Origin of the sequence: Streptomyces sp. NBC_00178 (assembly GCF_036206005.1) — a bacterium.
Taxonomy (GTDB): domain Bacteria; phylum Actinomycetota; class Actinomycetes; order Streptomycetales; family Streptomycetaceae; genus Streptomyces.
Window position 1 is genome coordinate 1128062 of the sequence record NZ_CP108143.1, and the last position, 22798, is coordinate 1150859.

Below are 22798 nucleotides of genomic sequence, written 5' to 3' on the forward strand. Positions count from 1 at the left end.
CTCCCGGTGCCGTCGGCGAGGTGCGCCACGCGCCGGTCACCCGACTCTACTGGGCCCGGGCACCCGGTCAGCGACCTGGGATCCGCTCATACGGCAACGCATATGAGGGACGGTCAGCTCGCATTCGTAGACATCCGACAGTGGCCCCGCGCGATTTTTGTGGTGGCCGGAACGCGCCTTCTGTTCGAGCCGCGCTCCCTGCCCGCCCAGGCCATCGCGCTCATCCGGGAATGCCCTGCTCAGACGTGCGGCGGGTGAGGCGGACGCGTCAGGACCGTATACGGCGGGTGTGTCGCGGATGGCGGCGGACCGAAGAGGGGGCACCGTGCGAAGTGTGACCCGCATCACGGCGCGCGCCGGATGGGCGGCGCCACCCGTTCGTGCGACGCGTGCGCATACGGGATCTCGTAGACCGTCGGACCGGTGGAACGCCTCTTGCGAGGCCACGTACGGGACCGCCGACGGGACCACACGGCAACGGCTCGGCCGCCCCCGGGTACGGGGCGGCCGAGCCGCGTGGCCTCTCGTCGCGCTGTCCGGTCCGGGGCCCCGGTCTGCCGGTGCCGTTCCCCGGGACAGCCCTCAGGCCCCGGTCCCCGCCCTCCGTGGTGCGGGCAGGAAGCCCGTGCGCTGGAAGTGGGCCAGGTAGCGGGCCAGGATCTCGTCGCTCAGGTGCGGCAGGTGGATACCGAGGGCGGCGGCTGCCTTCGCCGTCCTGCTCGAGTCGAAGTGCCGGCGGTCCGAGGTCTCCTGAGGGGACCGGTCCTCACCGAGGAACAGCTGCGCCGCGTTGTCGTGCTGCGCGGCGACGCGGGCGTGCCACGACTCCGCCGGGACGGTCGCCAGTTCGTGGCCGAGGAGGGCCGCCGTGCCGAACACGCGGTCCAGGCCCGGTGCGTCGGGGTTGGTGAAGTGGTACGTGCCCGTGTCTCCCGGGCCCGACAGGGTGAGCGCCACGACCGCCGCGCTGACGTAGTCGACGGGCACCCAGTCGGTCGTCCCGTGGGGCAGGTCCGGTACGGCTTCCGCCTGGAGACAGCCCTTGATGAGCTGCCACAGCAGGTCGCGGTCCTGGCAGGCGCCGGTGGTGGTGTCGCCGCTGATGCGGCCGGGCCGGTGGACGGTCACGGGCAGGCCGCGTTCACGGGCCAGGCCGACGATCCCCTCGGCGACCCACTTGCTCCGCGCGTATCCCCCGGTCAGCCCGGAGGCGGAGCCCACCGGCGTCGACTCCGTGATGACGACGGGGCCGGGCGCCGGGGCGAAGACGCTCGTGGTCGAGATGTAGTGCATCCCGGGTGAGTCGGAGTCCGCGAGCAGGCGCAGCAGTTCCTCGGTGCCGGCCACGTTGGGTGCGCGCAGATCGCCGTACCCGGCCGCGAAGTTGACGCGTGCGCCGTTGTGCAGGACGGGTCCGAGGCGGCGTGCCAGGGCGGCCCGGTCCCCGGGGGCGAGGCCGAGTCCGGGGGCGGCGAGGTCGCCGGGGAGAGGGCGGATCAGGTCGGCGTACCGGGGGCGCCACAGGCCGTAGTGCTCCAGGTTGGTCCGCAGCCGGTCCGCCGCACGCCGCTCGTCCCCGGCGCGGACGAGGCAGTCGACCGGGCCGTCGGTGCTCTCGACGAGGTCCCGCAGGAGGAAGGCACCGAGGAATCCGGAGGCACCGGTCAGCAGCGGCCGGGGGGACGGGCGGGCCGGCCGGCCGCGGGCCGGGACGGGCACCCGGGGTGAACCGGCCCGTCCGGTCCCCGTGATGTCCCCGGCCAGCCGGATCTCGGAGGCGAGGTCGGGCTCGGGGAGGTCCGGCGGGTGTTCCTCACCCTCCGCACGCCGCAGGGCCCCGTCGACGCCCTCGACGGTGGGGGCCGCGAACAGGTCGCGCAGGTGGAGGCGCGTGCCGCACCGTTCCTCGATCCGCCGGGCGAGGGTCACGGCGAGCAGCGAGTGGCCGCCCAGCGCGAAGAAGTCGTCCGTGACTCCCACGCCGGGCACGCCCAGGGTGTGGGAGAACACCTCGCACAGCGCGCGTTCGCGGGCGGTGCGGGGTGCGCGGCCCCCGGTCTGCGCGGCCGGTCCGGGTGCGGGCAGGGCGCGCCTGTCGGTCTTGCCGTTGGGGGTGACGGGCAGAGCGTCGAGGCGTACGTGCGCGGCGGGGATCATGTGACTCGGCAGGGTGGCGGCGAGGTGTGCGCGCACCTCGGCGTCGTCGGGGCCCGCAGCGCCGTCCGCCGGCACGGTGTACGCGACGAGCCGCCGGTCGCCGGGACGGTCCTCGCGGACGACGGCGCAGGCCGCGGCGACTTGGGGCATCGCGGCGAGCGCGACCTCGATCTCGCCGAGCTCGATGCGGAAGCCGCGCAGCTTGACCTGGTCGTCGACGCGGGAGACGTAGACGAGTTCACCGTCGGCCGTCCAGCGCACGAGGTCGCCGGTTCGGTACATGCGGCCTCCCGCGCGGTCGAACGGGTCGGCGACGAAGCGGGTGGCGGTGAGGCCCGGACGGCCGTGGTAGCCGCGGGCCAGCCCTTCGCCGGAGACGTACAGTTCGCCGGTGACGCCGGGCGGCACGTGCGCCAGCCGGTCGTCCAGGACGTGCACCCGGGTGCCGTCGACGGGGACGCCGACGGGCACGGTGCGGTCCGGGGCGAGCGGCCCGTCCGCGTGCTGGAAGGCGCTCATGGTGGCGCACACGGTGGTCTCCGTGGGGCCGTAGGCGTTGGTGAGGTGACGGTCGCGGGCCCAGGCCCGCGCCAGGGCCGGCGGGCACGCCTCGCCGGCGAGGACCACGGTGGTTCCGCCGGGCAGCGAGCCGGGCGGCATCACCGCGAGGGCCGCGGGCGGCAGGGTGAGGTGGGTGATGCCCCGCTCCCGCACGAGGGATGCGAGGGCGGGCCCGGGCAGCAGGGCCTCGCGCTCGTCGATCTCCAGGCAGGCGCCGGAGAGCAGGCCCATGCACAGCTCCCAGAACGCGGCGTCGAAGCTGACGGACGCCATGTGCAGCACCCGGCTCCCAGGGGCGACGCGCAGCCGCCGGATCTGGGTCCCGGCCATCGCGTGGACGCCCCGGTGGGGGACCACGACGCCCTTGGGGCGCCCGGTGGACCCGGAGGTGTAGATGACGTAGGCCGGGTGGGCCGGAAGCGGAAGGGGTACGGCGCCGGTGTGCGCGTCCGTGGTGACGCCGATGTCTCCGGTGTACAGGTGGGGCACCCGCGACGCCGGGAGGCGGTGGTGGACGGCGGGCGTGGTGAGGAGCAGGCGCGGCCGGGCGTCGTCGAGCATGTGGGAGAGGCGCCGCGCCGGGTATTCGGGGTCCAGCGGCACGTACGCCGCCCCGCTCCGGAGGATGCCGAGCAGTGCCACGACGAGTTCGTGGGTGCGGGGCAGGGCGACCGCCACCCGGTCCTCGGGGCCGATGCCCCGGGCGGTGAGGTGGCGTGCCAAAGCATCGGCGCGCTCGGCGAGTTCACGGTAGGTGAGGGTGGTCGAGGCGTCGCGCACGGCCGGGGCGTCCGGGGTGCGCCGGGCCCATCGCTCGAAGAGGGCCGGGAACGTCTGTGCGGGGCCCTCCGCGACGGGGCCGGTCCCCCAGGCGGCGAGGCGGGTGCGCTCGGTGGTGGTGAGCACGTCGTACGAGCGCAGCGGGCGGTCGGGGTCGGCGGTGACCGCCGTGAGCAGCAGCACGAGCCGCTCGGCGAGTCCTCGGACGGTCGCCGCGTCGAAGAGTTCGGTCGCGTAGTCGACCGCGGCCCGCATGCCGGTGGGCGCCCCCTCGTCGTCGTACGTCTCGGTGAAGCTGAACGACAGGTCGAACTTGCTGACTCCGGGGTCGACGGGCACGGCGCGCACGGTGAGGCCGGGCAGGCCGAGGGGGGCGGCGGGGGTGTGGTTCTGGAGGACGAGCATGGTCTGGAAGAGGGGGTGGTGGTTCCGGGAGCGGGCGGGGTTCAGCATCTCCACCAGGCGTTCGAAGGGAACGTCCTGGTGTGCGTACGCGGAGAGATCGAACTCCTTGACCCGGTCGAGCAGTTCCAGGAACGTCGGATCGCCCGTCAGGTCCGTGCGCAGGACGAGGGTGTTCACGAAGAACCCGACGAGCTCCGAGGCCGCCTCGTCGTCGCGTCCGGCGACGGCGGTGCCCAGGGGGATGTCGTCACCGGCTCCGTGACGGGAGAGCACGACCGAGAGTGCGGCCTGGAGCACCATGAAGACGCTGCACCCGCGGCCGCGTGCGAGCTCGGCGATCCCTCGGGCCGTCGTGCGGTCGAGGGCGAACGGGTGGGTGGCGCCGGTGTGCCGGGGCACGGCGGGACGCGGCCGGTCCCACGGCAGGGTGATCGTCTCCGGAAGTCCGCGCAGGGCTTCCCGCCAGTGGTCGAGCTGGTGGGCCGCCAGGCTCTCGGGGTCGTCCTCGTCGCCGAGCAGATCGCGCTGCCAGAGGGTGTGGTCGACGTAGTCGACGGTGAGTCGTGCCCATGCGGGCGCCTCGGCGCGGGCGCGGGCCCGGTAGGCCGTCCCGAGGTCGCGGGCGAGGGGCGCCAGCGAGGTGCCGTCCGCCGCGATGTGGTGGATGACGAGGACGAGGACGTGGGCGTCGTCGCTCAGCCGCAGCAGGGTGCCCCGGATCGGCAGGTGCTGCTCGATGTCGATCGTCTCGCTCGCGGCCGCCCGGAGCCGGCCGGGGAGCGTGTCCTCGTCCACGGTCCCCAGGGTCAGCGGGAGGCCGGCGTCCTCTGCGGCGACGACGTGCTGGCGCGGGCCTCCTTCGTGCTCGGGGAAGACGGTGCGCAGGGCCGTGTGGCGGGTGAGGACGTCGCGCAGGGCACGCCGCAGGGCCGGCACGTCGAGCGGTCCGTCGATGCGCACGGCGAAGGGGATGTTGTACGTGGCCGAGGGCCCCTCCAGCCGGTGGAGGAACCACAGCCGTCGCTGGGCGTGGGACAGCGGGATCGCCTCGGGGCGCTCCTGCGGTACGAGGGCGGGACGTGCGGGCCGGGCCGTCGTCTCCAGGGCGGTGGCGAGGGCGGCGACGGTGGGGTTCTCGAAGAGGGTGCGGATCTCGGTCTCGGTGCCCAGTGCGGTGCGCACGCGGCCGACGAGGCGGGTGGCGAGCAGTGAGTGGCCGCCCAGGGCGAAGAAGTTGTCGTCGATGCCCACGCGCGGCACCCCGAGGACGTCCGCGAACAGTCCGGCGAGGATCTCCTCGCGGGCGCTCCGCGGCGGGCGGCCCGCCGCGCTCTGCGGGGTGAGAGGCACGGGCAGGGCCGCCCGGTCGAGTTTGCCGTTCGGGGTCAGCGGCAGCGCGTCGAGCGGCTGGACGACGGCGGGCACCATGTACGCGGGCAGTTGGCGGCCGACACCCGCGGCGAGCAGGTCCGGGTCAGGCGCGTGGCCGGCCGCGGGGACGACGTAGGCGGTGAGGACGCGGTCCCCCGGCCGGTCCTCGCGCACCAGGACGTGGGCGGCGCGCACAGAGGGGTCGGCCAGGAGCGCCGCCTCGATCTCGCCGGGTTCGATCCGGTGGCCGCGCAGTTTGATCTGCTGGTCCGCCCGGGCGATGTGGTGGAGGGCGCCGTCGGCACCCCATCGCACGAGGTCCCCGGTGCGGTACATGCGCGCGCCGTCACCGGCGAACGGGTCGGCGGTGAAGCGGGTGGCGGTGAGGCCGGGGCGCCCCAGGTAGCCGCGCGCCACTCCGGGGCCGGCGACGTACAGTTCGCCCTCGGCGCCGGGCGGTACGGGGCGCAGCGCCGCGTCCAGCACATAGGCGCGCATGCCGTCGAGCGGACGCCCGACCGGGGGTACGCCGCCGGGTGCGTCGCCGGGGCCGACCCGGTGGAGCGTGGCGAAGGTGGTGGCCTCCGTCGGCCCGTAGGCGTTGAGGACGACGGTGCCGGGGTGGTCGGCGGCCAGGCGCTGGAGGACACCGGGCGCGGCGGCCTCGCCGCCGGCGGCTGCCAGGCGCAGCAGGCCGAGGGCGCCGGGGTCCGTCTCGGCGATGACGTTGAACAGGGCCGTCGTCAGGAACGCCGCGGTCACCCCGTGCCGGGTGACGAGATCCCGGAGCACCGCGGGCTGGAGTGTCCCCTCGGGGGCCACGACCACACGGCCGCCGTTGAGGAGGGGGGCCCAGATCTCGAAGGTGGAGGCGTCGAAGACGTACGCCGAGTGCATCAGCACCGCGTCGGCCGCGCCGCCGCCCCAGGTGCGGTCGGCCGCGAGGGCCGTGATGTCGGCGTGGGTGACGCCCACGGCCTTGGGCAGGCCGGTGGAGCCGGAGGTGAACACGACGTACGCGAGGCCGGCGCCGCCGGTGAGCTCGGGGAGGGGGCCGGGAGCCGCGGGGTGCCCCTCCTGGAGCCGTCCGGCGGCGTCGACGGTCAGCACGGCGACGTCGGGGCCGAGTCCGCGTACCCAGGGGTGCGTCCTCGTGGTGCCGTCGGTGATCACGGCGCGCAACGGGGCCACCTCGGCGACCCGGGTGAGCCGTTCGTCCGGCCAGCGCGGGTCGAGGGGTACGTAGGCGGCGCCGGCGCGCAGCGCCGCGAGGGATGCGGTGACCGTCGCCGCGGAGCGGCCCAGGAGGACACCGACCCCGTCCTCCGGCCCCGTCCCGTGCCCGGTCAGGGCGCTCGCCAACTGGGTTGCCGTGCAGTAGAGCTGCCGATACGTCAGTTCCTCACCGGCGTCCGACACGGCCACCGCGTCCGGCTGTGCGACGACCTGTCGGGCGAGGGCGTCCGGGACGCTCTCGCCGGCCGCTCCCCCGGCGGGTGCGGCGCCCCGCCCCCGTGCGAGCTGGGCCTCGCGCTCGCCGGGCAGGAGGACGGGGACGGCGTCGGCCCGGAGGTCCAGCCCGTCCGCCATCACCGTCAGCAGTCGCCGCATGCGGGCGACCGTGCGGGCCACCTCGTCGGCGTCGAGGGCGGCTGCGCGGTAGCCGAAGGTGATCTTCAGCGCGTCACCGGGAGCGATGGTGAGGGTCAGGGGGTAGTGGGCCGCGTCCGTCCCGGTGAAACCGGTGACGGCGAGGCCGGGGAGCTGCCGCTGTGCGGTCCGCAACGCCTCGGCGTCCATCGGATAGTTCTCGAACACCGCGAGCGTGTCGAAGAGTTCGTCGAGTCCGGTGACTCCGCGTATCTCGGTCAGGCCGACGAACTGACTGCCGAGGAGCCGGCCCTGCTCCTCCTGGAGCCGGGTCAGCAGCGCGGCCAGCGTTTCGCCGGACGCCGGGCGGATACGGACCGGCACGGTGTTGATGAACAGGCCGATCATCGACTCGACGCCGGGGACCTCCGGCGGGCGGCCGGAGACGGTGGTACCGAACACGACGTCGGGGCGGCCGGTCAGGTGGGCGAGCAGCAGGCCCCAGGCGCCCTGGATCAGCGTGTTGAGGGTGAGCCGGTGGGCACGGGCCGTGTCACGCAGCCGCTGCGTCGTCGCCGCGTCCAGGGCGAGGACGAGCGTCTGCGGGAGTTCGCCCGGGCCCTGGGCGTCCGCGCCGCCGCGCCCGGCGAGGAGGGTGGGCGCCTCGATCCCCTCCAGCGCGCCGCGCCAGGTGTCCAGCGCCGCCGCGCGGTCCTGCTGGGCCAGCCACGCGAGGTAGGTGCGGTAGGGGGCCACGCGCGGCAGGGCACTGTCGTCGCCCCCGCGGGCGTACAGCTCGAAGAGCTCCCGCACGAGCAGGGGCATCGACCAGCCGTCGAGCAGGATGTGATGACTCGTCATGACGAGCCGGTGCAGCTGCGGCCCCGTGCTCACGAGGGTGAACCGCATCAGCGGCGGACTGCCCAGGTCGAAGCGCCGGACGCGGTCGGCGGCCAGGAAGGCGGCGAGGTGCTCGTCCGCCGCGCCGGCATAGCGCGCCCCCGTCAGGTCGAGCTCCTCCAGAGGCACCGGCACCTCGGCGGCGACGGCCTGGACGGGCCGGTCCAGGTCCTCGTGCAGGAATCCGGCGCGCAGATTGGGATGCCGCCGCAGCAGGCCGCCGACCGCGGCCCGCAGCGCGGGCACGCTGACGGGGCCCTCGAGGTCGAAGACGAACTGCGCGGTGTAGACGTCCGCCGCGCGGGAGTCGTACAACGCGTGGAAGAGCATGCCTTCCTGAAGCGGCGTCAGAGGAAGTACGTCCTCCAGTCGGAACCCGGTCACGTGCGTCCACCCCAATTGTTCTGCAGTCGGTCGAGCTGGGCCTGGTCGAGCGAGACCAGGGGAAGGTCGGACGGCGTCCAGCCGCCCGCGTCGGGTCGTTCCGCGTGTCCGGCGAGAGCGCGCAGGGCGTCGTTGAAGGCGCCGGAGAGCGCGTCCAGGTCCTCCTCCTTGAGCAGGTCGCAGGGCCAGGTCCACCGGGTCACCAGGCACGGGCCGCCCGGCAGGTCCTCGGTGTGCGCGTTGATGTCGAGGACGTGGTGCACGGGCATGTCCGGGTTCTGGCTGCGCGGCCCGCCGCCGTTCAGCAGGACCTCCCAGTCGGTGCCGGCGGTCTCTTCGCCGTCCTCCGGGCCCTGGGGGGCGACGTACCGGCCGAGGTAGTTGAAGCCGATCTGGGGGCCCGGTGCCGCGGCCAGCCGGGAGGCCGTGCCGGGGTTGAGGTGGCGCAGCATGCCGTAGCCCACCCCGTGGTCGGGGACGGTACGGAGCTGCTCCTTGACGCGTTTGAGGGCGCGTTCCACCAGAGCCGCGTCGAAGTGCCCGGGACGGCGGGTGTCCACGGGCCCCGGGTCGAGCCGGACCGGGTAGAGGCTGGTGAACCAGCCGACCGTGCGGGACAGGTCGACGTGGTCGGCGATCTGTTCACGGCCGTGGCCCTCCAGGTCGAGGAGGACCCCGCCGTCGCCCGTTCCCTGCCCGCCGGGTCCGGCGCCCCGGTTCGCCCGCCAGTTGCGGACGGCGAGGGCGAGGGCGGTGAGCAGGACGTCGTCCACGCCGGCGTGGAAGGCGGCGGGGACGGTGGTGAGCAGGGGTTTCGTCCAGGTGGCGGGGAGGCGGGTGGTCAGGGTGCGCGTGCGGTCCGCGGTGTCCAGATGCGGGTCGAGCGGCCGGTAGCCCAGCTGCGGGTCGGGGGTGCTCAGCGCCGCCTCCCACAACGGGAGTTCCGCCTCGCGCGCGGCATCGGTCGCCTGGGAGGTGAGGAGGTGCGCCCATTGCCGGTAGGAGGTGGTGACGGCGGGCAGCGCCGCCGCGGTGCCGGCGGGGCCGGTGACGGCCTGCCAGGCGGTGGCGAGGTCGGAGGCCAGGATGCGCCAGGAGACCGCGTCGATCGCGAGGTGGTGCACGACGAGCAGGAGCCGCCCGCGCGCGTGCGGTCCGGCGTCGCACCAGACGGCCTCGACCACCTCGCCGTGTGCGGGCCGCAGCCGTCCGCGCGCCGCCTCCCCCGCCTCGGTGACGGCGGCCCGGACCGCGTCGGCGTCGAGGCCCGTGACGTCGAGACGGGTGAAACGCCCGGGGGCGGACACGGCGCCGGACGGCAGGGCTTCGAGGACGGGCGGGCCACCCGCCCGGCGGGTGACCTTGAGGCGGAGCATGTCGTGGTGGTCGATGAGCACTTGGAGGGTGGCGACGAGAGAGGCCTCGTCGGCGCCCGCGGGTGTGCGCAGCACCCCGGACTGGTTGTATCCGTCGGCGGCCCCGGGCCGTTCCAGGAGCCAGGCCACGATCGGTGTCGGCGGCATCTCGCCGGTTCCCCGGCCGGCCGGCACGCCGGTGTCCTGCCCGAGTCCGGTGGCGGCGGCCGCGACGGCCTCGGGCGTCCGGTGGACGAAGACGTCCCGGGGGGTGATGCCGAGCCCGGCCGCGCGGACCCGGCTGACGAGCTGGATGGAGATGATGCTGTCCCCGCCGAGTGCGAAGAAGTCGTCGTCGGTGCGGACGGACGGGACGCGCAGGACGGACGCGAACACGTCGCACAGGACGCGTTCCCGTTCGGTGCGCGGCTGCCCGCCCGGACGGACGGCCGAGGGCCGTACCGGGGCGGGGAGGGCGCTCCGGTCGGTCTTGCCGTTGGGCGTCAGCGGCAGCGCGTCCAGGGTGACGAAGAGGGCGGGCACCATGTACGGCGGGAGGATCCCCGCCAGCCGCGCGCGCAGTTCGCCGTCCGAGGGAGCGTCGTGGCCGCCTCGCCGGTCGGGGACGGTCCAGGCGACCAGTCGCCGTTCCCCGGGCCGGTCCTCGACGACGGCGGCACAGGCGGCGGTGATGCCGTCGAGCGCGGTGAGGGCGGCCTCGATCTCGCCGGGTTCGATGCGGAAGCCGTTCAGCTTGACCTGGTCGTCGGCGCGGGAGACGTAGGTGAGCAGACCGTCGGCGCCCCGCCGGACGAGGTCGCCCGTACGGTACATGCGGCTTCCGGAGGGGCCGTACGGATCGGCGACGAACCGGGCGGCGGTCAGGTCCGGGCGGCCCAGGTAGCCGCGCGCGAGTCCGTCGCCCGCGACGTACAGCTCTCCGGTGACGCCCGGTGGCACCGGCTGGAGCGCGGCGTCGAGCACGCGGGCGTGGGTGTTGTCGACGGGACGGCCGAGCGGCACTGTTCCCTCCCCCGCCGCGCCGCCCGTCCGGCGGTGGCGGTGAGCCGTGGCGTCGATGGTCGTCTCCGTGGGGCCGTAGAGGTTGTGCACCTCCGCCCCCCACGCCTCCCCGGCCCGCTCGGCCAGGGACCCCGGCAGAGGCTCCCCGCCGCACAGGACGGCCCGCAGGGTCGCGGGGGCCTCGTCGGGGCCGGTCTCGGTGAGGACGACCGCCAGGTGGGAAGGGACGAACTGGGCGAGGGTCACGCCGGTGTCGCGCATCCGGGCCAGCAGCCCGGCGGGGTCGTGGTTCAGGGCGGGCGGCACGGGGCAGGTGCTGCCGCCGTGCAGGAGCGGCAGCCAGGTCTCCCACACCGAGGCGTCGAAGCTCGGCGAGGTGCGGGCGAGGACCCTGTCGTCGTCGGTGAGCCCGAGGTGGCCCGCCATCCACGCCATGTGGTTGGTCAGGGAGGCGTGGGTGACGACGACGCCCTTGGGACGGCCGGTGGAGCCCGAGGTGTAGATGACGTACGCCGCGTCGAGCGGGTGCGGTGGGGTTGCGGGGGGCGCCGTGTGCCCGGTGGACCAGGAGGCGCGGTCGTCGAGCGCGAGGCAGGCCACGGACGGGCCGTAGCGGGCGGCGCGGGTGGTGTCGTGGGTCAGGAGCAGCGCGGGGCGCGCGTCGTCGAGCATGTGCGCGATGCGGGCATGCGGGTACTCCAGGTCGACCGGCAGGTACGCGGCCCCGGCCTTCACCACGGCCAGCATCGCCACCACCTGGTCGGCGGTGCCCTCCAGGGCGAGGGCCACGAGGTCGCCGCGGCCGATGCCCCTGCCGTGCAGGTGGTGTGCCAGGTCGTCGGAGAGGGCGTCGAGTTCGGCGAACGTGAGGCGGTGCGCACCGTCCCGCACCGCGACCGCCCCGGGCCTCCTGGCGCACTGCGCGCGGAACGCCTCGGGCGCGGTGCGGGCCGCCACGGACCGTACGGGGCCGTGGCCGGCCACATCCAGCCGCCGCCGCTCGTCGGCGTCCAGGATCTCGACGGTGCGGACACGCAGGCCGGGGTCGGCGGAGAGCCGCGCCAGCAGACGGTTCAGCCGGGCCGCCAGGGCGTGGGCCGTGTCGTGGGTGAAGAGTTCGGTGGAGAACTCCAGGACGCCGCCCAGACCGGCGGGGCGCCCCGTCCCGTCGTGCGTCTCGGTGAAGGTGAAGGTGAGGTCGAATTTGCTGATCCCGGTGTGGACGGGCTGTTCCGTGACGGTGAGACCGGGCAGGTCGATCGTCGCGCCGGCCTGGTTCTGGAGGACGAGCATGGTCTGGAACAGCGGATGGTGGTTCTGGGCCCGGACCGGGCTGAGCGAGTCCACCAGCCGCTCGAACGGCACGTCCTGGTGGGCGTAGGCGGCCAGGTCGAACTCCCGGACCCGGTCCAGCACTTCACCGAAAGTCGGGTTCCCGCTGAGGTCGGTGCGCAGGACGAGGGTGTTGACGAAGAAGCCCACCATGTCGTCGAGGGCCTCGTCGGTGCGTCCGGCGACGGCGGTCCCGAGGGGTATGTCCTCGCCGGCGCCGTGCCGCGAGAGGAGCACCGACAGCGCGGCCTGGAGCACCATGAACAGGCTGCATCCGCGGGCACGGGCGAGGGCGGCGAGCGCCCGGTGGGTGTCCGCGTCGACGGGGAAGGCGAGGGCGTCGCCGCAGTGCGCCGGGACGGCGGGGCGGGGGTGGTCGCAGGGCAGGGCGAGCAGTTCGGGGGCGCCGGCGAGTGCGGTGCGCCAGAAGTCCAGCTGGCGGGCCGCCGGGCTGGAGGGGTCGTCCGCGTCGCCGAGCAGCGCACGCTGCCACAGGGTGTAGTCGGCGTAATGGACGGCCGGTTCGGTCCAGGGGGGCTCCTCGCCCCCGAGGCGCGCCCGGTACGCCTCGCCCAGGTCACGGGCGAGCGGGGCCAGCGACCAGCCGTCGCCCGCGATGTGGTGGATGACCAGCACCAGGACGTGGGCCTCGGCTCCGAGACGCACCAGCCGTGCGCGCACGGGGAGTTGGGTGCTGATGTCGAAGGCGTGCGCGACCTCCGCCGTCAGGACCTCGTCGAGATGGGCGGGTTCGGTGTCACGGGGCGTCAGGTCGAGGTCGGCGCCATCGGCGTCCAGCACCTGCTGGCGCGCCACTCCGTCGGTGTCGGGGAACACGGTGCGCAGGCTCTCGTGGCGCCCGACGACGTCCGCCAGGGCGCTTTCCAGGGCCTCCGCGTCGAGCGGGCCGTCCAGACGCAGCACGAGGGGCACGTTGTACGTGGCGCTGGGCCCCTCGAAACGGTTGAGGAACCACAGGCGCTGCTGGGCGTAGGACAGGGGCAGCGGATCGGGACGGCCGGGTACGCGCTCCAGGGGGCTCCTGGCCCGTTCGGCCCCGTCCAGCACGGTGGCGAGCGCGGCCGGCGTGGGGTGCTCGAAGAGGGTCTTGACCTGGATCTCCACTCCGAGCGCGGTACGTATGCGGGCGGCGAGCCGGGTGGCGAGCAGTGAATGGCCGCCCGAGGCGAAGAAGTCGTCGTCGACGCCCGCCCCGTCGACGCCGAGCACGTCGGCGAAGAGGCCGCAGAGGATCTCCTCGCGCGGGGTGCGGGCGGCGCGGGCGGGGGCCGGTGTGCGGCCTCCGGGCTCCGGCAGGGCGCGGCGGTCCACCTTGCCGTTCACGGTCAGCGGCAGGGCGTCGAGCAGGACGAACGCGGAGGGCACCATGTAGGCGGGCAGGGAGCGTCCGACAGCCCGGGCCAGGTCGTCGGGTTCGGGACGGGCGCCGGACGCGGGGACCACGTAGGCGACGAGCCGGCGGTCGCCGGGAGTGTCCTCGCGGACGACCGCGAAGGAGCCGGCCACACCGTCGCAGCAGGCCAGCACGCCCTCGATCTCGCCGGGTTCGATGCGGTAGCCCCGGAGCTTCACCTGGCCGTCGGCACGTTCGACGTACGAGATGTGCCCCTCGCGGGTCCATCGGACCAGGTCACCGGTGCGGTACATGCGGCCGCCCGTCGCATCGGACGGGTCGGCCACGAAGCGGGTGGCGGTCAGGCCTGGGAGTCCGGTGTAGCCGCGTGCCACTCCCCGCCCGGCGAGGTACAGCTCACCCACGACGCCCGGTGGCACGGGGGCGAGGGACCCGTCGAGGACGTATCCCCGCATGCCGTCCAGAGGGCGTCCGACGGGCGGCGGGCCCTGCGGCAGGTCGGCCGCCACGTCGTGCCGGGTGGCGAAGGTGGTGGTCTCCGTGGGGCCGTAGACGTGCAGGACGCGCAGTCCGGGCACGGTGCCGGCGACACGCTGCATGGCGTCCGGGGAGGCCAGTTCACCTCCGGCGCACACGAGCCGCAGGCCGGTGAAGGCCCCCGGGTCGGTTTCGGCGATGACGTTGAACAGGGCCGTCGTGAGGAACACGGCGGTGACTCCGTGGTCGTGGACGGCGTCCCCGAGGACACCGGCCTCCAGGACACCGTCGGGTGCCACGACGACCCGGCCTCCGTTCAGGAGGGGAGCCCAGATCTCGAAGGTGGAGGCGTCGAAGACGTACGCCGAGTGCATCAGCACCGCGTCGGCGGCGCCCCCCTGCCAGGCGGCGTCGGCGGCGAGCGCCGCGACGTCGTCGTGTGTGACACCCACGCCCTTGGGCAGGCCGGTCGAGCCGGAGGTGAACATCACGTAGGCGAGGGAGCCCGGGCCCGGCACGCCCGCCGGCCGGCCGGGCCGCCCGGGCGCGCCGCGCACGATCCGGCCGAGGCGGTCCACCACCAGCACCGGCATGCGCCCGCCCGCCCTGGCCACCCAGGGCGAGGCGGCTGCGGCCTCGTCGACGACGAGTGCCCGCAGACCGGCCACCGCTGCGGCCTGGTCGAGCCGCTCGTCGGGCCAGCGCGCGTCCAGCGGGACGTACGCGCCGACGCGAACGGTGCCGAGGGTCACCGACACCACCGCCGGTGACCTGCCGAGCAGTACCCCGACCCCGCACTCCGCGCCGACGCCGAGCGCGGCCAGGGCCTGGGCGACGCCGTAGGAGATCCGGTCGAGCCCGGCGTAGGTGAGGGTCGCTCCGTCGCCGGTGACGGCCACGGCGTCCGGTGTGCGACGCGCCTGGGCGGCGAACAGCGCGGGCAGGGTGCCGTCACGGCCGGTGGACGCCGGGAGGGCGCGTCCGGTGCCCCACCGGGTGACCCCGGCGTGTTCGCCGGGCGTCATCAGGTCGTAGGCCGCCAGCGGCCGACCGGGATCGGCGGCCACCTGTTCCAGGAGGCGGACCAGGCGGTCCGCGAGGTGCTCGACGGTGGCCCGGTCGAAGAGGGCGGTGGCGTACTCGATCCCGGCGGCGAGACCGCCGGCGAAACCGTCCCCGGCACGTTCCTCGGTGAAGGCGAAGGTGAGGTCGAACTTGCTCAGGCCGTTGTGGACCAGCCGGTCCTCGACCGTGAGACCCGGCAGTTCGGGCCGGAGGCTCTCCTGGTTCTGCAGGACCAGCATGGTCTGGAACAGCGGGTGGTGGTTGCGCGCCCGGACCGGGTTGAGGCTCTCGACGAGCCGTTCGAAGGGTACGTCCTGGTTGGCGTACGCGGACAGGTCGAACTCCCGTACACGCGAGAGCAGTTCGCGGTACGTCGGGTTGCCGGACAGATCCGTGCGCAGTACGAGCGTGTTGACGAAGAACCCGACGAGGTCCTCCAGGGCCTCGTCCGTCCGGCCGGCCACGGGCGAGCCGAGCGGGATGTCGTCACCCGCGCCGTGCCGGTGCAGGAGGGCGGCCACCGCCGCCTGGAGCACCATGAACAGGCTGCTGCCGGACTCGCGAGCAAGGCGCAGGAGTTGCGCGTGGAGGGGCGCGGGGACGTCGAAGGTGTGGACCGCCCCCCTCGGGTCGGTGCTGGCCGGTCGCGGCCGGTCGAGCGGAAGACCGGTCAGTCCGGGCAGACCCGCGAGTGCGGCGTGCCAGTGGTCCAGCTGCTGCCGCAGAACGCTGTGCGGCGCGGCGGCGTCCCCCAGGGCCGCGTGCTGCCAGAGGGTGTAGTCGGCGTACTGGAGGGGGGTGCCGGCCGTCGGCCCGGGCTTCCGGCCGGTGACGCGGGCACGGTAGGCGTCGCCGAGATGGCGGGTGAGGGGAGCGAGGGACCAGCCGTCGCCGGCGATGTGGTGCAGGACCAGCACGAGGACGTGGTGGTCGGGGGCCGGGCGCAGGAGCAGGGCGCGCAGCGGCAGGTCCGTGGTGACGTCGAAGGGCTGCCGCACGGCACCGAGCACGGCCGCTTCCAGCTCGGCCGGCGTCGTGCTCACGACCGGCAGGGACGGCGTTGCCGCGTGGGCGGGGACGATCAGCTGACGCGGCGACCCGTCCTGTTCGGGGAAGAGCGTGCGCAGCGCCTCGTGCCGCTCCACGACGTCGGCCAGCGAGCCCCGCAGGGCGTCCGGGTCCAGCGGACCGTCGAGTTCGAGGACGAGGGGGATGTTGTAGGCGGAACCGGGTCCTTCCAGCCGGTTGAGGAACCACAGCCGCTGCTGCGCGGAGGACGGCGGAAGCGGATCGGGCCGGTGCGCGGCGGACACGACCGGTGGGCGCTTTCGGCCCGGCCCGTCGAGGACGCGGGCCAGACCGGCGACGGTGGGGTGGTCGAAGAGGGTGCGTACGGCGATCTCGGTGCCGAGGACGGTGCGGACCCGGCTGACGACGCGCATGGCGAGGAGCGAGTGTCCGCCCAGGTCGAAGAAGCTGTCGTGCGGACCGACGCGCGGTCTGTCCAGGACGTCGGCGAAGATCCCGGCGAGCAGGTCCTCCTGGAACGTGAGCCGGCCGGGCCCGGCGGCGGTGTCCGGCCGGGGGTCCGGCAGGGCACGGCGGTCCGTCTTCCCGTTGGGGAGCAGCGGGAGGGCGTCGAGGAGCACGACGGTGCCGGGGACCATGTGGTGGGGCAGGGTCGCGGCGAGGGCGTCGCGCAGGTCCGTGGCGCGCGGGGCAGGCTCACCGGTGACGGCGTACGCGACGAGCGCGTCCCCGCGGATCGCGGCGCAGGCGGCGGTGACGCCGGGCCGGGCCAGGAGCGCGGCCTCGACCTCGCCCAGTTCGAGGCGGAATCCCCGGAGTTTGACCTGGTCGTCGGCGCGCGACACGTAGGCGAGCGGGCCCTGGGCGGTCCACCGCACGAGATCGCCCGTCCGGTACATGCGGGCGCCGGTGGCGTCGAACGGGTCGGCGACGAACCTGGCGGCGGTCAGTCCCCGGCGTTCCAGGTAACCGTGGGCGAGGTTGGGCCCCGAGAGGTACAGCTCACCGGTGACACCCGTCGGCACGGGCCGCAGGCGGCTGTCCAGGACGTAGGCCCGCATGCCGTCGACGGGGCGCCCGATCGGGACGGTCTCCGGCTGCCTGCCGGTGTCCGCGGGGCCGCCCGCGCCCTGTCCGCCGACGCGGTGGGCGGTGGCGTCGACGGTCGCCTCGGTGGGGCCGTAGAGGTTGTGCGCCTCGGCCCCCCACAGTGCGGCGATCCCGTCGGTGAGGGCGCGCGGCAGCGGTTCACCGCCGCACAGCACGGCCCGGAGGCCGGGCACGGGTGCGGCGTGGGCAGCCTCGGCGAGGACGAGGTTCAGGTGCGAGGGCACGAACTGGGCGATGGTCACACCGAACCGGCTCATCCAGCCGACCAGGGCATGGGGGTCCCGGTTGGCCCCCTGCGGCATGACACAGGCCTGCGCGCCGTACATCAGAGGGAGCCACACCTCCCACACGGAGGCGTCGAAGCTGCTGGATGTGCGGGCGAGGATCCGGTCGTCCGGGGTGACGGACAGGTACCGCGCCATCCAGGCCATGTGGCCGGCGAGGGCGGCGTGCGGCACGACGACACCCTTGGGGCGGCCGGTGGAGCCGGAGGTGTAGATGACGTACGCGGGGTCCGCCGGGTGAGGGCTGTGGTGGCCGGGTTCCGCGGGACCGGCCGGACGGTGGGCCGCATCGTCGAGAACGAGCATCGGCACCTCGCAGGCGGGCAGTTCCGCCCGGAGGTGCGCGGTGGTGAGCAGCAGGACGGGCCGTGCGTCGTCGAGCATGTACCGGATGCGGGCCTGCGGGTACTCGGGGTCGACGGGCACGTAGGCGGCGCCGCTCCGGAGCACGGCCAGCATCGCGACGAGCGTGTCCGCGGACGGCGGGGCGGCGAGGGCCACCACGTCCCCACGCCGCACGCCCCGCTCGCGCAGGGCGCGGGCCAGGTCATCGGCGCGTGCGTCGAGTTCGGCGTAGGTGAGGCGCGTGTGCGCGTCGCACGCGGCGACCGCGTCCGGCGTGCGCAGGGCCCACTCCCGGACCGCTTCGGGAGCGGTGCGGACGCGCGGCGGCCGTGCGGCGCCACGGCCACGGCCGAGGAGCTCGACCCGCTCCCCCGGGGCGAGCGGGTCGAGATCGCCGACGGCGCGGTCGGGGTCGGTCACGGCCTGGGTGAGGACGTGCGCGAAGCGGGCGCACAGGGCGCGGGCCGTGGCGGCGTCGAAGAGGTCGGTGGCGTATTCGAGGTACCCGCCGATGCCGGCTGCGAGGGCCGGCGCGTGCTCGCCGGGTGCCGGGGCGGGGTCCGTGGGTTCCCCGCGCTCGGTGAGGGAGAACGTCAGGTCGAACTTGCTGATCCCGGTGTGCCGGGAGCGGTCGTGGACGGTGAGTCCGGGCAGGTCGAGGTCCGTCCGCTCCTGGCTCTGGAGGACGAGCATGGTCTGGAAGAGCGGGTGACGGTCGCCGGACCGGTCCGGGTTGAGCTCCTCCACGAGCCGTTCGAAGGGGAGGTCGCTGTGGCTGAACGCGGCGATGTCGAACGCCTTGACCCGGTCGAGCAGTTCACGGAACGTCGGTTCACCGGTCAGGTCGGTGCGCAGAACGACCGTGTTGACGAAGAAGCCGATCAGATCGTCGAGTGATTCGTCGGTGCGGCCCGCCAGCGCGGTGCCCAGGGGGATGTCCGTCCCTGCGCCATGGGCTCGCAAGGTCACGGCCAGGGCGGCCTGCAGCACCATGAACGGCGTGCATCCCGCCGCGCGGGCGAGTCGGACGAGCGCGGCGTGCGCGGGTGCGGGCAGTTCGAAGGGGACGGTGTCACCCCGGTGGCTGGGGACGGCGGGGCGGGGACGGTCGAGGGGCAGGCCGAGCACGCCGGGGGCGCCGTCCAGTGCTTCCCGCCAGAAGCCGAGCTGGCGTGCGGCCAGGCTCTCCGGGTCGCTGTCGTCGCCGAGCAGGCGCCTCTGCCAGAGGGCGTAGTCGGCGTACTGCACCCGCGGGGCGGGCCGGCCGGGCGTACGCGTGTCGGAGGTTCTGGCCCGGTAGGCCGCGCCGAGGTCGCGGCTGAGCGGTGCGAGGGACCAGCCGTCGGCGACGACGTGGTGCAGGACGACGGCCAGGACGTGCCGGTCGGTACCGAGACGCAGCAGACGGGCCCGGACGGCGGTGTCGCCCGTGAGGTCGAAGGGCGTGGCGGCGAGGCGGCGCACCGTCTCCTCGGCCCACAGGTCGGCGTCCTCCCCCGCCGGGGCCGGCTCGACGGCAAGCGGAAGGAGCGCCGGGGCGGCGTCCGGGGCGAGGATCTCCTGACGGGGGACGCCGTCGTGCTCGGCGAAGACGGTGCGCAGGCTCTCGTGCCGGGTGACCACGTCGGCCAGGGCGCCGCGCAGGGCTTCCGTGTCCAGCGGGCCGTCGAGCTGGAGGACGAAGGGGATGTTGTAGGTGGCCGCGGCGCCCTCCATGCGGTCGAGGAACCACAGGCGCTGCTGCGCGTAGGACAGCGGAACCGTCTCGGGCCGCTGCTGCGGCGTGAGAGGAGGGCGGGAGGCGCCCGCGGTGTCGAGGACGGCGGCGAGCCCGGTGACCGTGGGGTGCTCGAAGAGGGTACGCAGGTCGAGTTCCGTCCCCAGGGCCGTCCTCACCCGGCCCAGGAGCCGGGTGGCGAGAAGGGAGTGGCCGCCCAGGGCGAAGAAGCTGTCGTCGGTGCCGACGGCGGCCATGCCCAGGACATCCGCGAACAGGCCGGCCAGGACCTCCTCGTAGGCGGTGCGCGGGGCGCGGTCCGTGGTGGCGGCGGCCCGGGGCACCGGCAGGGCACGGCGGTCGACCTTGCCGTTGGGGTTCAGCGGCAGGGCGTCGAGGGGGACGAAGACGGACGGCACCATGTAGGCCGGCAGGACGCGGCCGAGGCGGCGGGCCAGGGCGTCGTCGTCGTGCCGGACGCCCGGCACGGGCACGACGTAGGCGACGAGCCGCCGGTCGCCGGGCACGTCCTCGCGCACCAGGACGCGGGCGTCCCGGACGCCCGGGTCGGCGAGCAGCGCGTTCTCGACCTCGGCGGGTTCGATGCGGAATCCGCGCAGCTTGACCTGCCCGTCCGCCCGGCCGACGTACTCGACGTCACCATGGGGGGTCCAGCGCACGAGGTCACCCGTGCGGTACATGCGTCCGCCGCCCGCACCGTACGGGTCGGCGACGAACCGGGTGGCCGTCAGCCCGGGCCGGCCCTGGTAGCCGCGGGCGACACCGTGCCCGCTCACGTACAGCTCCCCGACCACGCCGGGCGGCACCAGGCCGAGCGCGGCGTCGAGCACGTACAGGCGCGTCCCGTCGAGAGGACGGCCGACGGGTGGCACGCCCTCGGTCTCCGCGCCGACCAGGTGCCGCGCGGCGAAGGTCGTGGTCTCGGTGGGGCCGTACACGTGCAGGACACGCGTGGCGGGCGCGGCGGCCGCGACCCGCTGCATCAGTCCCGGCGCTGCCGCCTCTCCGCCGGCGGCGACCAGGCGCAGGCCGGAGAAGGCCGACGGGTCGGCCTCCGCCACCACGTTGAACAGTGCCGTCGTGAGGAACACCGCGGTCACGCCGTGCCGGTCGACCGCGTCCGCGAGGGAACGCGCTTCCAGGACCCCCTCCGGAGCGACGACCACCCTGCCGCCGTTCAGGAGCGGCGTCCAGATCTCGAAGGTGGACGCGTCGAAGACGTACGCCGAGTGCATCAGCACCGCGTCGCACGGCCCGCCCTGCCAGGCGGTGTCCGCGGCCAGCGCGGCGACGTCGGCGTGGGTGACGCCGACTCCCTTGGGCAGACCCGTCGAGCCGGAGGTGAACATCACGTAGGCGAGCCGCTCACCGCGGACGCGGGCCGGTCGCCGTCCCGGCCGCGGCGGGGCGCCGCGCACGATCTCTCCGAGACGGTCGACGACGATCACCGGCAGGGTGGCCGACACCTCCTTCACCCAGGACAGTGCGGCCGCGGTCTCGTCGACCACCACGGCGCGCAGACGCGCGACTTCGGCGACGCGATGCAGGCGTTCCACCGGCCAGCCTGGGTCCATCGGCACGTACGCCGCGCCGGCGCCGACCGCCCCGAGCGTGGCCGTCACCACGGCGGCCGAGCGGCCGACGAGGACCCCGACGCCGTCCTCCGCCCGGACGCCCCGGCCGGCCAGGGCGGCGGACATCCCGTTCGCCGTCCGCTCCAGCTGCCGGTAGGTCAGGGTGACTTCGCCGTCGATGACCGCGGGCGCGTCCGGGGTGCGGCGCACCTGTGCGCCGAAGGCCTCCGGCAGGCTCATGGTGGCGGCGTCGGCCGGCAGCCCGGTGCCGCACCCCTGCGCGAGCAGCAGGGCCGCCGAGTCGTCGTCGACGAACGGCAGGTCCCGGAGGGGTGTCCCGGGGTCCGCGGCGGCCAGGGCCGACAGGAAGGAGACGATGGCGTGCTGGTGCTGCCGCACGTCATCGGGGTGGTAGATCTCCGGGTTGGTGTCGAACCCGATCAACGGGCCTGTTCCCTCGGACCGTTCCGAGACGAACAGGGACACGTCGTCGACCGGACCGATCGACAGGACGCGGGACGCGGCGGAGCTGCCGGCGAAGTCGAGGCCGTAGTCGTATCCCATGATGTTGACGACGACGCCGGTCAGCCGCGCCGCCCCGTCCGTCATCCGCAGCTCCCGGGCGAGTTGTTCCCGGGAGAACCGGCGGTGCCTCAGGGCCTCGCGCATCTCCGCGGTGACGGCGCGCACGAGAGCGCCGACCGTCATGTCGGCCGTGACGGACAGGCGGAGCGGCAGGATGTTGGCGGTCATGCCGACGATGTGCCGCATGCCTCCGTGACGGCCGTTGGACGCGAGACCGACGGCGACGTCCTGGCCGCCCGTCACCCGGCCCACGTAGGCCGCGACGGCGCTCACGAGCACGGCGGTCCAGGTGGTGCGGTGCCCGGCGGCGAGCCGGCGCAGGTCGTCGAGCACGGCGACGGGCAGGGTCTCGCCGGTGTGCAGCCGGACATCGGTACCCGAGGGCCCGGCTTGGGCAGGGACGTCGGTGCGCCGGCGGATGAGCGACGTGCCGCCCAGCGGTCCCGTGGTGTCGTCGGCTCCGGACCCGTCCGTCCCGGTGTCGGCCGCGGCGTCGGTGAACCTGCCGGTCCAGTAGGCGCGGTCCGCCTCGTAGCGGTCGGAGGAGCGGTAGCTCTCCTCGTCGGCCGACAGGTCGCGCAGGGCCCCTGCGGGCGGCTCGATCGTGTCGAGGTCCTCGCCCCGCGCCGCTCGGGTGTAGAGATCTGCCACCGTGCGCGCGAAGACGGCGCCGCCGAGGCCGTCGACGGCTATGTGGTGGTAGCGGATGTACCAGTAGTGCCGCGTGGGACCCAGCCGCAGGAGGGCGAAGTGGTGCTGGGGCGCGTCGAGCCTGTCGACCGCGGCCATGTCGTCGGCCATGTAACGCTCGGCCTCCGCGGCGGGGTCGTCGGCGCCCGAGAGGTCGACGGTACGGAGCCGGCCGGCGGACTCGTCCGGTGACCGGTGGACGACACGCTGGCGGACCGTTTCACCCCGGGTGACGAACTCGGTGTTGAGGCTGTCGCAGAAGGCGGCGGCCCGGCCGAGGGCGGCGGCGAACAGCGACTCGTCGAGTCCTCCGTCGATCTCGAAGCATTCACCGATGTTGAATTTCGGACTTTCCTGGTCGACCAGTTGCCCGTACCACACACCTTGCTGGGCAGCGGTCAGTTCGATGAGTTCTTCCGGGCCACCATCTGAGGGGAGCGAGCCGTTTCTGCGCATGCCGGACGACACCTTTGGGGAGAGTTTTCGGGGACGGCGGATCAGGGCGCACGGAACCGGCCACGCGATTCCCGCACGTCACTTCCGGAGCGGACCGGGAATGGGATGCGGAGCGTCGCCACGCCCACGACGCGGACACCGGAGGGACCTCTCGTCGGACGCGGCAGACCGACAGGAGAACGCCCCGCCTCGCACCCTCGAAACGGGGCACG

The 22798-nt window shown here is 74.5% G+C and carries 2 protein-coding genes; both read right to left on the reverse strand.

Going from position 1 to position 22798, the window contains the following annotated elements; translation table 11 throughout:
* Positions 1–582: 582 nt before the first annotated feature.
* Entirely contained in the window at positions 583–8148 is a 7566-nt protein-coding gene (locus OHT61_RS04775; protein WP_329035311.1) for a non-ribosomal peptide synthetase, read from the reverse strand.
* Positions 8145–22586: a non-ribosomal peptide synthetase gene (locus tag OHT61_RS04780; RefSeq protein ID WP_329035313.1), complete on the reverse strand. Its 14442-nt coding sequence runs from the start codon at positions 22584–22586 to the stop codon at positions 8145–8147. The genes OHT61_RS04775 and OHT61_RS04780 overlap by 4 nt, the downstream gene beginning before the upstream one ends.
* Positions 22587–22798 lie beyond the last annotated feature (212 nt).